19 protein-coding genes are annotated in these 14,388 nt (G+C 71.4%); 2 read left to right on the plus strand and 17 right to left on the minus strand.

Going from position 1 to position 14,388, the window contains the following annotated elements:
* The coding region (crcB, locus tag CEK69_RS07240) for a fluoride efflux transporter CrcB (protein ID WP_152244726.1) at nucleotides 1–346 on the plus strand (346 nt) is incomplete at its 5' end.
* Nucleotides 347–359: 13 nt separating this feature from the next.
* Here the strand turns inward: crcB and CEK69_RS07245 are convergent.
* Genes CEK69_RS07245 through CEK69_RS07255 form a run of 3 tightly spaced genes read right to left on the minus strand, consistent with a single transcriptional unit; the run spans nucleotide 360 to nucleotide 2,640 of the window.
* On the minus strand, nucleotides 360–692 hold the full coding sequence (locus CEK69_RS07245; RefSeq protein WP_152244728.1) for a DUF3325 domain-containing protein: 333 nt from the start codon (nucleotides 690–692) through the stop codon (nucleotides 360–362).
* A complete protein-coding gene (locus CEK69_RS07250; RefSeq protein WP_152244730.1) occupies nucleotides 689–2,305 on the minus strand; it encodes a PepSY-associated TM helix domain-containing protein in 1,617 nt (538 codons plus the stop codon). Before CEK69_RS07250 ends, CEK69_RS07245 begins: the two co-directional genes overlap by 4 nt.
* Complete coding sequence (locus CEK69_RS07255) at nucleotides 2,302–2,640, minus strand: DUF3649 domain-containing protein (protein WP_148828702.1); 339 nt, start codon at nucleotides 2,638–2,640, stop codon at nucleotides 2,302–2,304. The genes CEK69_RS07250 and CEK69_RS07255 overlap by 4 nt, the downstream gene beginning before the upstream one ends.
* Before the next feature lie 229 nt (nucleotides 2,641–2,869).
* Between CEK69_RS07255 and CEK69_RS07260 the strand changes: the two genes are divergently transcribed.
* The gene (locus tag CEK69_RS07260; protein ID WP_152244731.1) at nucleotides 2,870–3,229 is read left to right on the plus strand and encodes a response regulator; all 360 of its coding nucleotides are present in this window, start codon (nucleotides 2,870–2,872) and stop codon (nucleotides 3,227–3,229) included.
* Between the two features lie 37 nt (nucleotides 3,230–3,266).
* Here the strand turns inward: CEK69_RS07260 and CEK69_RS07265 are convergent, their stop codons facing one another.
* The 14 genes from CEK69_RS07265 to CEK69_RS07330 form a co-directional block, all read right to left on the minus strand.
* Nucleotides 3,267–3,917 carry a tetratricopeptide repeat protein gene (locus CEK69_RS07265; protein ID WP_152244733.1) on the minus strand — a complete coding sequence of 217 codons (651 nt, stop codon included), beginning with the start codon at nucleotides 3,915–3,917 and terminating at the stop codon, nucleotides 3,267–3,269.
* Nucleotides 3,914–4,390: a cytochrome c-type biogenesis protein gene (locus CEK69_RS07270; RefSeq protein WP_152244735.1), complete on the minus strand. Its 477-nt coding sequence runs from the start codon at nucleotides 4,388–4,390 to the stop codon at nucleotides 3,914–3,916. Before CEK69_RS07270 ends, CEK69_RS07265 begins: the two co-directional genes overlap by 4 nt.
* Nucleotides 4,387–4,929: a DsbE family thiol:disulfide interchange protein gene (locus CEK69_RS07275; protein ID WP_152244737.1), complete on the minus strand. Its 543-nt coding sequence runs from the start codon at nucleotides 4,927–4,929 to the stop codon at nucleotides 4,387–4,389. Before CEK69_RS07275 ends, CEK69_RS07270 begins: the two co-directional genes overlap by 4 nt.
* Nucleotides 4,926–6,896: a heme lyase CcmF/NrfE family subunit gene (locus CEK69_RS07280; protein WP_152244739.1), complete on the minus strand. Its 1,971-nt coding sequence runs from the start codon at nucleotides 6,894–6,896 to the stop codon at nucleotides 4,926–4,928. Before CEK69_RS07280 ends, CEK69_RS07275 begins: the two co-directional genes overlap by 4 nt.
* A gap of 37 nt (nucleotides 6,897–6,933) precedes the next feature.
* Nucleotides 6,934–7,413 carry a cytochrome c maturation protein CcmE gene (gene ccmE / locus CEK69_RS07285; protein ID WP_017914417.1) on the minus strand — a complete coding sequence of 160 codons (480 nt, stop codon included), beginning with the start codon at nucleotides 7,411–7,413 and terminating at the stop codon, nucleotides 6,934–6,936.
* Complete coding sequence (ccmD, locus tag CEK69_RS07290; RefSeq protein ID WP_152244741.1) at nucleotides 7,397–7,609, minus strand: heme exporter protein CcmD; 213 nt, start codon at nucleotides 7,607–7,609, stop codon at nucleotides 7,397–7,399. The genes ccmE and ccmD overlap by 17 nt, the downstream gene beginning before the upstream one ends.
* The gene (locus tag CEK69_RS07295; RefSeq protein ID WP_152244743.1) at nucleotides 7,606–8,412 is read right to left on the minus strand and encodes a heme ABC transporter permease; all 807 of its coding nucleotides are present in this window, start codon (nucleotides 8,410–8,412) and stop codon (nucleotides 7,606–7,608) included. Before CEK69_RS07295 ends, ccmD begins: the two co-directional genes overlap by 4 nt.
* Before the next feature lie 8 nt (nucleotides 8,413–8,420).
* Complete coding sequence (locus tag CEK69_RS07300; RefSeq protein ID WP_152244745.1) at nucleotides 8,421–9,749, minus strand: S8 family serine peptidase; 1,329 nt, start codon at nucleotides 9,747–9,749, stop codon at nucleotides 8,421–8,423.
* Entirely contained in the window at nucleotides 9,746–10,387 is a 642-nt protein-coding gene (locus tag CEK69_RS07305) for a zf-HC2 domain-containing protein (protein WP_150409100.1), read from the minus strand. Before CEK69_RS07305 ends, CEK69_RS07300 begins: the two co-directional genes overlap by 4 nt.
* Nucleotides 10,387–10,968 (minus strand): sigma-70 family RNA polymerase sigma factor, encoded by a 582-nt coding sequence (locus CEK69_RS07310; protein ID WP_017913785.1) that lies wholly within the window; start codon nucleotides 10,966–10,968, stop codon nucleotides 10,387–10,389. The genes CEK69_RS07305 and CEK69_RS07310 overlap by 1 nt, the downstream gene beginning before the upstream one ends.
* A gap of 63 nt (nucleotides 10,969–11,031) precedes the next feature.
* Nucleotides 11,032–11,733, minus strand: a complete 702-nt coding sequence (locus CEK69_RS07315) for a hypothetical protein (RefSeq protein ID WP_226975076.1) — start codon at nucleotides 11,731–11,733, stop codon at nucleotides 11,032–11,034.
* A gap of 184 nt (nucleotides 11,734–11,917) precedes the next feature.
* The gene (locus CEK69_RS07320; RefSeq protein WP_043092007.1) at nucleotides 11,918–12,313 is read right to left on the minus strand and encodes a c-type cytochrome; all 396 of its coding nucleotides are present in this window, start codon (nucleotides 12,311–12,313) and stop codon (nucleotides 11,918–11,920) included.
* Between the two features lie 23 nt (nucleotides 12,314–12,336).
* Nucleotides 12,337–13,701 carry a cytochrome C gene (locus tag CEK69_RS07325; protein WP_152244747.1) on the minus strand — a complete coding sequence of 455 codons (1,365 nt, stop codon included), beginning with the start codon at nucleotides 13,699–13,701 and terminating at the stop codon, nucleotides 12,337–12,339.
* Between the two features lie 65 nt (nucleotides 13,702–13,766).
* The gene (locus tag CEK69_RS07330; protein WP_043092009.1) at nucleotides 13,767–14,279 is read right to left on the minus strand and encodes a cytochrome b/b6 domain-containing protein; all 513 of its coding nucleotides are present in this window, start codon (nucleotides 14,277–14,279) and stop codon (nucleotides 13,767–13,769) included.
* Nucleotides 14,280–14,388 lie beyond the last annotated feature (109 nt).

The raw sequence follows: 14,388 nt of genomic DNA on the forward strand, positions 1-14,388 counted from the left end.
CGCGGTGGGCAGTGCGCTGCTGCAGCGCTACGGCGCCGGCTTCCCGTGGGGCACGCTGGCGGTGAACCTGGCCGGCGCCTTCGTCGGCGGTTTCCTGCTGGTGTGGATCGAGGGTCGCGGCGCCAGCGCGCCGTACTGGCGGGCGCTGCTGATCGTCGGCCTGGTCGGTGGGCTGACCACGTTCTCCTCGCTGATGATGGAAAGCATGGTGTTCGTGCGCAACGGCCGCCTCGGCATGGTGCCGCTGTACCTGGCGATCACCCTCGCGGCGGGGCTGGTGCTGGTGTTCGCCGGCGCGCGCACCGCCGCGGAACTGCGGGCACCGACGGTGACCGCCGACCGCTGAGTAAAGCGGGTGCCTAGCCCAGCAGGGCGGCGCCCACGCCCAGCGGCGGCGCCAGCAGCGCCAGCGGCACGATCAGCCGTGGCCGGTACGGCAACAGGCCCAGGGTCAGCAGCGCCGCGCTGGCGCTGAGCGAGCCCACCCACAGCACCGGGCCGATGCCCCAGCCGCGCGCGGCCACGCAGCAGGCGAACGCCGCGCCCAGCAGCAGCCAGCCCGCGGCCTGCAGTTGCCGCAGGCGCGGCGCGGATGCGCGCTGTGCGCCGTAAAGCTCGAGCTGGTGCTTCTCCATGCCCAGGCACAGCGCGACGAAGCCGGAGAAGGCCAGGCACAGGCCGAGCAAGGTCATGCGCCCTCCGTGGCCAGCACCGGCTTGCCCGATCCGCCGCGCTCGCGGGCGCGGCGTTCGGCCGCCGACAGCGGCGGTTGCCAGCGCTGCATGCGCCGCGCGGCCAGCGCCAGCGCGATACCGAGGAACAGGCAGACCAGGTCGAACCCGGCCAGTGCCCAGTCGCCGGCCAGCAGGCTCACGCCCAGGTGAGCCTCGGTGGTGAGGGCGTTGAGCAGCGGCAGCAGGCCGAACAGCGCCGCGCCCGCGTACAGTTGCCAGGCCCACATCGCGCGCTTCGGCCACACCTGCGCGGCGACCAGGGCCGCGGCCCAGGCCAGGAAGAACACCGCCGCTTCGCTTTCCGGGCGCGATTCCAGGTGCAGCGGCAGCAGCCGGTTGCCCCAGAAATAGGCGGCGAAGGCGATCGGCAGCCCGGCCACGGTGCCGATGTTGAGCGCGTCGACCAGGCGCAGGCCCAGACCGATGCGCCCGGCCTTGGCGTGCTTGGGCCGCTCCTTGACCGCCCACAGGATCGCGCCGCTGGCCACCATCAGGCAGCCGAGCAGGCCGCAGCCGAAGAACAGCCAGCGCAGCCAGGGACCGGCGAAGTGCGCCAGGTGCAGGCCGTACAGGGTGCTGCGGGTTTCCGCGGCGGCGCCGAGTTCGCCGCTGCGGCCCAGGATCTGCCCGCTGGCCGCGTCCAGCAGCAGCGAGGGCGTGGTGTAGCCCAGGCGCTGGCCGTCGCCCTGGCGGATCTGGATGGCGGCGGCAGCGTCGCCGGCGTTGTAGACAGTGAAGCCGGCGATCGGCGCCTGCGCGCCCCATTCGCGGCGGGCCACGTCCAGCAGTTGCGCGATCGGCAGCATGTGGCCGGGCGTGCCGCTGGCTTCGCGCAGGTTCTGCGGCTCCTGGAAGGCCTCGGCGTAGAACGCCTGCTCGGCGTCCGGATAGGCGGTCTGGATGCCCCAGGGCAGGTACATCAGCATCAGCGTGACCAGCCCGGTGTAGGTGATCATCGCGTGGTAGGGCAGGGCGAGCACCGCGCTGGCGTTATGGAAGTCCAGCCACGAGCGCTGGCCCTTGGCCGGGCGGAAGGTGAAGAAGTCCTTGAAGATCTTCTTGTGGGTGATCACGCCGCTGATGATCGCCACCAGCATGAACATCGCGCAGAAGCCGACGATGTAGCGCGCCCACAGCGCCGGCATGTAGTGCAGGTCGAAGTGCAGGCGGTAGAAGAAGTCGCCGCCGCGGGTCTCGCGGGTCTGGCTGGCCTCGCCGCTGACCGGGTCGAGCAGGGCGCTGCCGAACAGTTCCTTGCGACTCGGGCGGGTGCCGTCGGTCGGCGGCGGATTGCGCCAGAACAGGTCGGTGAACGGCGCGCGCGGGTTGGCCAGCGACACGAACCACTGCGGCGACCGTGGCGCCTCGCGCTGCAGCAGCGCCACCGCGCGTGCGGCCACCACGTCGGTGCTCGGCTGCGTACGCGGCAGTTCCGGACGCATCCACTGGCTGATCTCGTTGCGGAAATAGCTGGCGGTGCCGGCCATGAAGATCAGCAGCAGCACCCACGACACCAGCAGGCCGCTCCAGGTGTGCAGCCAGGCCATCGATTGGCGGAATCCCTGCTTCATGGCGCGTGCTGCTGCAGCCAGGCGATGGTCAGCGCCATAGGTGCCAGCAATGCCGCGATGCCCAGCCAGGCGCGCCCGGCACTACGGGCGGCGAACGCCCACAGCGCGGTGCAGGCGCAGACCAGGATGCCCAGCATCATGCCGCTCAACACCGCCTGCGCGCGCGCCGATGGCCACAGCATCGGCAGCAGCACGGAGGTGGCCGCGGCCAGCGCATAGCCGCCGACGATCGCGGCCAGGGTCCGCGCCAGCACGCCCAGCCAGGGCGGCAGCCCGCGCGAGGCGGCGGTGGGCGGCGTGGAGAGGCGCGGCGGCGCTGGCGGAACTGGATGCATGGGGGCCCGTCGGGAGAGGCACCGGCTTGGCGACAGGGCTAGGCGGAGCGGAATGGCAGCGAGAGCTACCGGTTAGTTAATGATACGCATTCCTATTTTCGGCGCAATGTGCAGGTGGATCGGCACTGCGGCGTCTGCAGGGCGAGCCCGGTATGCCCGGCTTGGTCGGTGGCATCGGGGGCAGGACTCCTGCACCATCGGTCCTGCCATCGGACTGCCTGGGGACGTCATGAAGATTCTGGTCGTCGACGACTACCGCACGATGCGGCGCGTCATCCGCATGCTGTTGGGCCAGCTCGGCTATGACGACGTTATCGAAGCAGCCGACGGCGAGGCGGCGCTGGCCGCGATGCGGGCGGAGAAGATCGGCCTGGTCATTTCCGACTGGAACATGGCGCCGATGACCGGGCTGGAGCTGCTGCGGGCGGTTCGCAGCGACGCGAAGCTGAAAAGCACGCCGTTCCTGATGACGGTCACCGAGGGGCGCAGCGACAAGGTGATCGAGATCCGCGAAGCCGGTGTCAGCGGCTACATCGTCAAGCCGTTCAATGCGGACATGCTGAAGGAGAAGATCGCGTCCGCGCTGTGAGTGGACCGCGGAGCGCAGGTGCGATCTGGTGCTCGCATCAGTGTGGCGTGGCGGCCGCTGCGCCTGTTTTTGCGACCATCGCCTCGGCGGCGGCGATCTTCTGCGTCACCGCCTCGCGCAGTGGCGACGACGCCGGCAGCAAGGTCGACAGATGGCGCCAGTCGCCGGCCGCATCGGCATAGCGCTGCTGCTGGAAGGCGGCGATGCCGTGCATCCACAGCGCCCGCTGGTTGTCCGGCTGCTGCGCCAGCACCCGGTCGAGCATGGCGCGGGCGGCGCTGCCGACGGTGAGATCGGCGCGTTGCGCCATGTCGGTCTCGGCCCAGCCGAGCAGGGCTTCGACATTGTCCGGAGCGATTCGCAGCGCCTGCGCATAGGCCTGCTGCGCTTCGTGCGGGCGCTGCGCCTGTTGCGCATCCCAGGCCTGCTGCAGCCAGCCTTGCAGCAGTTGCGCGGTCTGGTCCGGCGCGGGCGGCGGCAGCGGTTGCAGTGGGACGCCGGCCAGGGCCGCGGGTGTGCCGATGCGCCAGTACAGGCCGGCGCCCAGCAACGGCAGCAGCAGCGCAAGCAGCAGCGCGACGCCGCGTTGCCGACCTGCGCCGGAACGCTGGACGAGCAACGGGCGCAACACCGCGAACAGGGCAATGCCCAGCATCGCGGCGGCGGCGAGCAGAAAGCCGGGCGTCACCAGGCGTCCTCCGCTTCCACTCCCGCCGTCGCGGTGCCAAGGGCGCGGCGGCGTTGCCGCAGCGTCGCCAGCACCATCGCGGCGCCACCCAGCAGCAACAGCGCCGGCCCGAACCACAGCAGCCAGGTGCCCGGCGCCAGCGGCGGGTCGTACAGCACGAAGGCCGAGTAGCGATCGACCATGTATTGCTTGATCTGCGCATCGCTGCGCCCGGCCTGCAGTTGCGCGAACACCTGGTGGCGCAGGTCGCGCGCCAGCGTCGCGTCGGAATCGGCCAGGTTCTCGTTCTGGCACACCAGGCAGCGCAGCTGCGCGGTCAGGTGCTGGAAGCGCTGCTCCTGCGCGCGGTCCTTGAAGGGGAGTGGGTCCACTGCCTGGGCGAAGGCCGGCAATGCACCGCCCAATAGCCACAGCAGCACCAACAGCCGCCACCACGGCGTGCGCCTGCGCGTCCGTGCGACCAGCACGCTCATCGACGTGCTCCGTCGAGCGCGGCAATCGCCGGACGCAGTTCGTCGGCCAGCACCTGCGGCGTCAGTACGCCGACGTGCTTGTAGCGGACCACGCCGTCGGCATCGATCAGGAAGGTTTCCGGCGCACCGTACACGCCCAGGTCGATCGCCCGCTGGCCATCGGCGTCCACCAGCACCAGCGCATACGGATTGCCGCGCTGCGCCAGCCAGTCGGCGGTGTCGTGCGGCGCGTCGCGGTAGGCGTAGCCGACCAGGGGCACGCCCAGTTGCCGTGCCTGCGCCATCAGCAGCGGATGCTCCTCGCTGCAGGCCATGCACCAGCTGCCGAACACGTTGAGCAGATACGGGCGGCCGCGCAGTTCCTGGCTGCCGCTGCGCAGGTCCGGACGGTCCAGGCGCGGCAGCGCGAACGCCGGAACCGGCTTGCCCAGCAGCGGCGAAGGGACCTCGCGCGGGTCGTGGCTGCGGCTCCACCACAGGCCGAATCCGAATAGCGCGGCCAGCAGCGCGAACGCGGCCAGCGGCAGCAGCCGGCTCATGGTACGGCTCCGGCAAGCGCGGCCGGCGCGGTAGCGCTTGTCGCAGCCGGCTGCGCACGCAAGCGGCGCGCGCCGGCGCTGACGAAACCGCCGAGCATCATCAGCAGGCCGCCGGCCCAGATCCAGCGGATGAAGGGCTTGTCGTACAGGCGCAGAGTCCAGCCGTATTCGATGTGCTGGTCGTCGACCGGCTCGCCGAGCGCGACATACAGGTCGCGCAGCACGCCGGCGTCGATCGCCGCCTCGGTCTGGATCCGCTCGCTGCTGTACAGACGCTTCTGCGGATGCAGCACCGCCACGACGGCGCCGTCGCGCAGCACGCTCACCGTGCCTTGTTCGGCCTTCCAGTTGGGGCCATCGATCAACTGCACGCCATCGAAGCGAAAGCTGTGCGCGCCGATCTGCGCACTCTGACCGGGGTCCAGGCGCACATCGCGTTCCACCGACAGGCTTTCCGACAACAGCACGCCGGCCACGAACACCGCGACCCCGGCATGCGCCAGCAGCATGCCGGCCAGTTCGGCGGGGAAGCGCCGGCCACGCGGCGCGCTGCGCCAACGGGTCAGCGCATACAGGGCGGTGCCGACGCCGACCCAGGCCGCGGCGGCGACGCCGGCCACCGCACGCAGCGTGCCCGCGCTCAACAGCCATGCCAGCAGCGCGCAGCCGAGTGCGGCCAGCCCGGCGCGCGCGGCCACCGCGCGCAGTGCGCCGGGTTCGGTGCGGCCCCAGCGCAGGTACGGACCGAACGGCAACAGCAGCACCACCGGCAGCATCAGCAGCGGGAACAGCAGGCCGAAGTAGGGCGGCCCGACCGAGATCTTGCCCAGCCGCAGCGCATCGCCGAGCAGCGGGAACAGCGTGCCCAGCAGCACCATCGCCGCGGCCACGCTGAGCATCAGGTTGCCGACCAGGATCGCGGTCTCCCGCGACAGCGCGGCGAACGGCTTGCCCGCGGCCAGACGTGGCGCGCGCAGTGCGTACAGCAGCAGCGAGCCGCCGACCACCAGCACCAGGAAGCCGAGGATGTACAGGCCGCGGCGCGGGTCGGCGGCGAAGGCGTGTACCGAGGTCAGCACGCCCGAGCGCACCAGGAAGGTGCCCAGCAACGACAGCGAGAACGCCAGGATCGACAGCAGCAGGGTCCAGGCGCCGAGCGCGCCGCGCTTCTCGGTGACCGCCTGGGTGTGGATCAACGCCGCGCCGACCAGCCACGGCATGAAGCTGGCGTTCTCCACCGGATCCCAGAACCACCAGCCGCCCCAGCCCAACTCGGCATAGGCCCACCAGCTGCCGGCGACGATGCCGGCGCTGAGGAAGCCCCAGGCGACGTTGGTCCACGGCCGCGCCCAGCGCACCCAGGCCTGCTGTTGCTCGCCGCCGAGCAGGGCGGCGATGGCGAAGGCGAAGGCCACCGAGAAGCCGACATAGCCGGTGTACAGCACCGGCGGATGCAGCACCATGCCCGGGTCCTGCAGCACCGGATTGAGCTCGCTGCCGTCGCGCGGCATCGGTGAGAGCCGCACGAAGGGATTGGAGGTGAACAGGACGAAGGCCAGGAAGCCGCTGGAGATCAGCCCGAGCACGCCGAGTACGCGCGCGGCGAACGCCTCCGGCAGGTGCCGGCCGCTGCGCGCCAGCGCCACCGTCCACAGGTTGAGGATGGCGATCCACAGCAGCAGCGAGCCTTCGTGCGCGCCCCACACCGCGGCCAGCCGGTAGTACCAGGGTTGCGCCAGGTTGGCGTTGGCAGCGACATAGCGCACCGAGAAATCCAGTTGCAGCAACACGTAGCCGAGCAGGCCGAAGGCCAGCCAGGCGAAGCCGGCCTGGGCGTAGGCGGCCGGCCGCGCCACCGCCATCCAGGCGCGCTGGCCGCGCCAGGCGCCGAGCAGCGGCAATACGGCCTGCACCAATGCCAGCAGCAGGGCCAGGATCAGCGCGCACTGGCCGAGTTCGGCGCTCATCGCGCGTCGTTCCCGGCGCGGTGGGGCGCGATCGGCCTCATGGCCGTGCCGTCGCTGCAGCGGCCGCCGCGGTGTTGCCGACGTGGGCGCGCTCGGCATGCGCCTGCGCCATCGCGTCCTTCAGTTCCTGCGGCATATAGGTCTCGTCGTGCTTGGCCAGCACCTCGGTGGCGACGAAGCGCGCGCCCTGCATCGAGCCGGTGGCGATCACCGCCTGGTTGTCGCGGAACAGGTCGGGCAAGATGCCGGTGTAGGCGACCGCGGTGGCACCGGCCTTGTCGATCACGGTGAACTGCACCTGCAGCGCATCGGCGCTGCGCGTGATCGAGCCGGCCTTGACCATGCCACCGAGCCGGAACACCCGGTAGTCCCGGGCTGCGCCGGCCTGCACCTGGCTGGGCGTGAACAGGTAGCTGACGTTGTGCTGCAGGGCCAGCACGAACAGGCCGGTGGCCAGCGCCGCGGCGCCGAGCAACAGCAGCACCAGCAGCAGGCGGCGCTTACGGGTGGGATGCATCGTGTGCTCCGTTGGTCGCAACGTTGCCGCGGGCACGGCGTGCCTGTTCGCGCGTTACTTGCGCACGGATGTCGGCGAGCAGGCAGCGCTGGCGGCGGCGCGGCAGCAGGCTGTCCAGGAGCAGCACCAGCAAGGCCAGCGCGTACGCGCTCCACACGTAGACGGCGTAGCCGCCCATCGCCCAGAACCCGCTCATGCCGCGTGTTCCGCGGGCAGCGGCACGACATCGGCGGGCGCCGCCGGCACCGGCGCGGCCTGCAACGCGATCGCACGCACCCAGGCCTTGCCGCGCTCCAGCGCCAGCAGGTCGGTGCGCATGCGCCCGCACAGGCTGGCGACGTAGTAGCACTTGCTGGCGACCACGCCGGTCAGCAGCGGCCACAGCATCGACAGCGGCATCTTCGACGGGCCCAGCACGCGCACCGTGGAGCCCTGGTGCAGGGTGTTCCACCACACCACCGAGTAATGCACGATCGGCAAGTTGATCAGTCCGACCAGCGCCAGCAGCGCGGCGGCGCGCGCGCCCTGGCGCGGATCGTCGATGGCACGGTGCAGGCCGATCACGCCCAGATACAGGAACAGCAGCACCAGTTCCGAGGTCAGCCGCGCGTCCCAGGTCCACCAGGTGCCCCACATCGGCCGGCCCCACAGCGAGCCGGTGCACAGGGTGACGAAGGTGAAGGCCGCGCCGATCGGCGCCGAGGCCATGCAGGCGATTTCCGCCAGTTTCACCCGCCACACCAGCGCGACCAGGCCGGCCAGGCCCATCGCGGCGTAGACGAACAAGCTCATCCACGCGCACGGCACATGCACGAAGATGATGCGGTAGGCATCGTGCTGCTGGTAATCCGGCGGCGCCAGCACCAGCCCGCCGTAACCCGCCACGGCGCCGAGCAGCAAGGCCGCGGCCAGACTCCACGGGCGCACGGCGCCGGCCGCGCGGTAGAAGGTCGGCGGCGCGCCGAGCCGGTGCAACCAGAGCGGGATCCAGGAACGCATGGTGGCCTTCAGCGGGCGAGGGGCGCGCTGCGCGGCAACGCCTGTACCGCGGCGGCGGCGTCGACCTGCAGCAGGCCGTCGCGCGTGCGGCTGGTGCGCAGCAGCAGGTCGTGCACGCTGCGCGCGTCCAGTTGCGGCGCCAGTGCCAGCAGCAGCGCGACCACGCCGCTGACGTGGGCAGTGGCCATCGATGAGCCGGAAGTGAAGTCGTAGCCGCCGTTGGGCTGGGTGGTGAGGATGTCCTCGCCCGGCGCGCTGAGCACGCCCGCCGGCGCCGGGGCGGCGGCACTGCTGCGCACCACGATCACCCCGGGAATGCCGTCGGGAAACCCGTCCAGGCGGCCGTTGGGCGGCATCGCCGCGACCACGATGCGGCCCTCGCGCAGCAGCTGTTCCAGCAGCTTGCGCAGCAGCGGGTCGGCCGGGCCGCCGAGGCTGAGATTGATGATGCGGGTGCGGGTGTCGCCGATCGCCGCCAGCGCCTTGGCCAAGGTGAAGGAGTTGCAGCCGGCGCCGGCGCCGGGGCGCTGCGGATACCAGCAGGCCTTGTACACGTCGAGCATCGCCTTCGGCGCGATGCCGACGATGCCCAGGTGGTTGTTGCTGCCGGCGGCGATGATGCCGGCGACCTCGGTGCCGTGGTGGTCGCGGTTGAACGCGCCCGGGTCGGCGGCGACCAGGTCGCGGGTGTTGCGCAGGCGCCCGCGCAGGTCCGGGTGCGCGGTGTCCACGCCGGTGTCGACGATCGCCACGTCCACGCCCTGGCCCTGGCTAAGCGCCTGCGCGGTGGCCGCGTTGGTCGCGGCGAAGCCGCGCTGCATGTCCACGTAGGGATCGTTGTAGCGCAGCGGCTGCGCCGGTGCGGCCGCAGCCTGGCTGTCGGTCGAATAGGTGCCGAAGTCCTGCAGCGGCTGCGACAGCGCCACCCGGTCGTCCTTGGCCAGTTGCGCCAGCAGCGCGGCGCGGTCGCTGCCCGGCGCCGGCTCCAGCACCACGCAGTACAGCCCCAGCGCCTTGATCGGCCAGCCGGCGACCTGACGCAGGCCGTAGCGCTTGTTCAGCGCGTCCAGGGTGGCGACCGCCTGGGTGCCGGCGCCGTAGTAGCGGGCGGAGGCGTAGCCGAGCAGGTTGGAGCCGGCGTGGCGGCTCGGCGCGGCCATCGGGTTGGCCACGGCGAGGACGATCTGGCGCTGGCTGTCCAGCGCCGGCGACGGATCCAGGCTGGGCGCCTTGGCGTCCGTGGCGGGCGCCGGATCGGCGACGGCCGCCGGCGCGGCATGGGCGCAGGCGCCAAGGCCCAGGCAGGCGAGGAGCAGGCTGGCGAGACGCAGCTTCATGGCGCGGCGATCGGCTCCGCCAGGCGGATGCCGGCGGTGGCGCGCAACTGCTGCACGCTGCGCTGCGGCTGCGCCGGCGACCCGGCCTGGGTCGGCACCACGGTGTAGGCGCCGGCCGCGTTGGGGCCGCCGATCACCCGCAGCTGCAGCTTGCGCAACAGCGCGTCCCAGTCGGCCAGGGTCATGCGCGCGTCCGGCACCACCCGGATCGCGTCGGCCGCCAGCGGCTGCGCGGCATCGCTGAGGGTGCGGTAGGCGGTGCTGCGTTCGTGCTCGGCGGACAGGCGCATGCCCAGCACGCCCAGGCCAACCGCCTGCAGCAGCGCGGCGGCGACCAGCGCCCGCGTGGTCCAGCTGGCGCGGCCGCGCTGCGGCGGCGCCTGCGGAACCGGCGCGTCCAGGCGCTGCAGCAGGCGCTGCAGCCCGGCCTCGGCGTCCACCGGCACGTCGCTGGGCAGGGTCATGGCCATGCGCAGGCGGCTCTGCTGGGCGAACTCGGCGCTGCAGTGCCGGCATTTGGCCAGGTGCGCGACCAGCCACTCGTTTTCGGCTTCCGTGGCGCTGTCCTGCAGCACCCACGGCATCAGGTCCCAGGCATGCGCGCACTCGTTGCCCGGCTCGTTGAAGCCCGTTTTCATCACGCGCTCTCCGTCAGCGTGGACGCATCGCCGGCCAATCCCGGCAACACGTTGCGAAGTTTGACCCGGGCGTGGAACAACCGGGCTTTGATGGTGCCCACCGGGCACTGCATGATCGCGGCGACCTCTTCCAGCTTGTGGCCGAGGCCGTAGACCAGTTCCACCACCAGGCGCTGGTCGGCCGACAGGCGTTCCAGGCCCTTGCCCAGCCAGTCGCGCAGCTCGCGGTCCTCGTCCGGGTCGGCCGCCGCGGCGTGGTCCTCGGCGGCCACGCCGTCGTCGATGGCGTCGTCGCTGTGGTGGCGGATCGCCTTGAGCCCGCAGCGGTAGGCGATGCCCATGATCCAGGTCGAGACCTGCGAATCGCCGCGGAAGTCGCCGGCCTTCTGCCAGACGATCCAGAAGCAGTCGTTGATCGCTTCCTCGATGATGTCCGGGCGCCGGGTCAGCCGCGACAGGAACCGGCACAGGCGCCCGTGGTAGGCGCGGTACAGGCGGGTCAGCGCCTCGCGGTCGCTGGCGGCCATGCGCCGGAGCAGCATGCGGTCGGTGGCATCGCCGAGCAGGTCGGTGTCGTTCATGGGGGCAGGTGTGGCAACGGGCACCGGTATGTGCCGGGGCGGCACGGAAAGGTTGCGCTGGCCTCAGAAGCTGCGGGAGACGCTGGCCACCCAAGGCCACAGGCCGCGGTCGGCATAGCCGGTGCGGGCGTTGCTGAACACACGGTCCACCTCCAGGCTCCAGCGCCCGGCGTTCCAGATCAGCCCGGCGTGGCCGTAGCGATAGTGCGCCGTGTACTCCAGTCCGTACAGCGACGGCGGCGCCTGACTGACGCCGGCGCCCACCGACAGCGACAGCGGGCCGGTCAGCGGCTGGTGCGCGGTCAGGTCCAGCGCCCCGTACCAGCGCTGCTGCAGGCCGCTGTCGGGCATGCGGAAGGCGGCCAGCGACAGGCTCAGGCGGTCGCGGTAGCTCCAGCCCAGGCTGACCTCGTCGCGGTTGAACAGGCGGTTGGCGCGCGCGCCGGGGTAGCGGTACAGCAGCGCCTCGGCCTGCAGTTGCCAGCTGTCGGACACGGTCCAGCTGCGCGACAGGCCGAGGCTGCTCATCAGCACCGTGCCCGGCGCGTCCAGCGCCACGCTGGCCGAGCCGCTCAGCGACCAGCCCGGCGCCGGCAGCCAGAACAGCGCGCCCTGCAAGGTCGGGGTCGCGCGGGTCACGGCGATGCCGCGGTCGACCAGTTGCGAGCTGATCCCGGCGGCGCCGCCGATGTCGCCGGCCGTCGCCGCCGGGGCGTGCAGGGCGGCCAGCGCCAGGGCCAGCGCCGCGCCGGCGCACGGATGCACTGACCGCCGGGCCGCGGTGCCGGTCCTGCAACGCTGGGCGACGGCGGGTGGCCGGGACGAGGCACCGCGGACGGCAGGCAAAAAACGCACGGTGACTCGATGCTCGCAGGTCAGGAATCGGGCACGGGCGCGGCACGCTGGCCGGCCCGTCGGGCGCCGAATATGACCGGATCGGGCAGCGAGTTCAATGCAGGCTGTGCAGGTAGGCGATCAGGTCCTGCAACTGCTTGGCATCGTCCAGGCCGTCGTACTTCATCTTGCCGCCGGGCAGCGCCTTGGACGCCGGTTGCGAGAGGTAGCTGCGCAGCTTGTCGTCGCTCCAGGTCCACTGGCTCTGCTTCATCGCGTCGGAATAGGCGTAGTCCGGGACGCTGCCGGCGCGGCGCCCGGCCACGCCGAACAGGGTCGGGCCCTTCTTGTTCTTGGCCGGCGCGGCGCTGTGGCATTCGGCGCATTCGCTGGCGAACACGCCGGCGCCGGGCATGCCGCCGGCGGCCCGTGCGGACGGCGCCACCACGGCGGCCAGCGGCATCAGGCCGGCCAGCAGGGTGCACAGGGAGAGGGCATGGGTGCGTTTCATGGGGGAAGCTCCGTGCGGGGGAATCAGAAAGCGAGGCTCAGGCTCAGCGCGAACTGGTTGAGGTCGCGCGGGCGGGTGACCGGGGTGGCCCCGAACACGTTGCTGGTGCTGCCGTTGAACTTGCTGAAACGGAACCAGGTCGCGGACAGGCGCAGGTTGGAGATCGACGAGTAACTGTCGTCCTTGCCGAACGGTGCCCACGAGGCGCTGATCAGGTTGCTGGTGGTGTCCGGCGCACCGTACGGGCGGTAACGGAACGGATCGTCCGAGCCGGTGTTGATGAAGTGCGCCAGCAGCAGGCTGTAGCTCTGCTTGTAGGTGTAGTTGAGGCTGATCGACTGGTCGCGCACGCTGGCCCGGCGCGGGCCGGCCAGGGCCGGGTTGGTCGGGTCGATCAGTGCGCTGCCGTAGCGGCGGCGCTCGTAGATGTTGAGGTAGCCGAGCTTGAGGATGTGCTCGCGGGTGCCCAGGAACTGATAGTTGAGGTCGTAGCCGAGGTCGGTGAAGTCGTCGCGCGGGCCGGTGCTGCGCGGCAGCTGCCGGCGCGTGGTCAGCGCGACCACGCCGGCCGAGAAGAACTGCCGCTTGAGGTCCTTCATGTAGCTCAGGCGCAGGTAGCCGGTGTCGCTGAGCTTGCCGGGATCGCCGCCGATGGCGTAGCCGAGATCGTCCTGGGTCGACACCGGCAAGGCGGTGTAGGTGCCGACCTCGCCGTACCAGTTGCGGTCGTACAGGCCGTAGACGCTGGTGCCGATCACCCGGTTGGACAGCGACGACTGGTTGAGCAGGGTGGTCGAACTGGCATAGGCCGAGGCCGGACCCAGGCCGGAGGCGTTGGGCAGCATGCCGATCGGATCCTGGCTGCCGGGATTGTTGTTGACGCTGATGCCGAGCAGGGTGTCCTTGCCGCCGAGCTGGAAGCTCTTGACCACCGCGCGCAGGTCCACGTTGTCCAGGCGCGTGGTGTAGTCGTTCTTGCCGTTGTTGGTCCTGGCGACCTTGACGTAGCCGCCGACGTTGTCGGTGATGCGTCCGGCCAGGTACAGGTCGGCTTCGCTGAAGCGGGTGCGGCTCTCGCCGCGCGCCGGCACGCTGCGGGTGGCGGTGAGCTGGGCGGAGACCGGGATCTTGGTGCCGTTGCCGTCGCTGTCGGTGTAGCCGCCGAGCTTGAAGCGCATGCCGTACGGGGTCAGCGCCGGGCCGTAGGCGCCGATGTGGCAGTCGGCGCAGGACGAGCCGGTCTGCCGCGCGAATGCCGGCACCGCGGCCGCGCGCGGGCTCAGCACCAGCAGCAGCGAACCGAGCGCCGACCACAGCAGCGCCTGCTCAGCGCCGCGCGTCCTGTCGCTGCGGGAGAAGGTGGAGGGGGACGACGGGGCCTGGTGCATGCGGAAAGTCCTTTGGCGGGCGGGTGGGGGCGGCGACGGACGCAAACGGGGAAGGAAGACGCGGTTCAGCGGCGGCGCAGGAACGGCAGCATCCGTTGCAGCACCGCGTCGCGGCGGACGAGGTGGTGCCACAGCGCCGCGCCGATGTGCAGCAGGATCAGGCCGAGCAGCAGCCAGGCCGCATCCACGTGCCAGGCGCCCAGGGTGTCGGCGAGATCGGGATCGGGCGCGACCAGCTCCGGCAGCGTCGCGCCGAACAGGTGCACCGGCTTGCCCATCGATTGGCTGAGCGCCCAGCCCAGCACCGGCAGGGTCAGCAGCAGCGCGTACATCACCACGTGGGTGGCGCCGGCCAGCAGGCGCATCAGCGCCGAACCGGCCTCCGGGTCGTGGCGCTTGCCCAGGCGCATGCGCAGCACGACGCGCAGGCAGAACAGGCCGAGCACGAACAGACCGAAGTGGCGGTGGCCTTCCAGCAGCCACTGCCGCCACATGCGGCCTTCGACCTCTTCGCGCAGCAGGATCAGCCCCGCCGCCAGCACCAGGCACAGCACGGTGAGCCAGTGCAGCCACACCATCGGCCGCGGCAAGGCGGCCGGCGCGGCGGCATGGGACACAGGTGGTTTCGGAGCGGCCTGCGTGGGCGAGGTCATGGCGGTACGCGGTGTCCTTGGGGCAACGAAGTGG

Origin of the sequence: Xanthomonas sp. LMG 12462 (assembly GCF_009192885.1) — a bacterium.
Taxonomy (GTDB): domain Bacteria; phylum Pseudomonadota; class Gammaproteobacteria; order Xanthomonadales; family Xanthomonadaceae; genus Xanthomonas_A; species Xanthomonas_A sontii.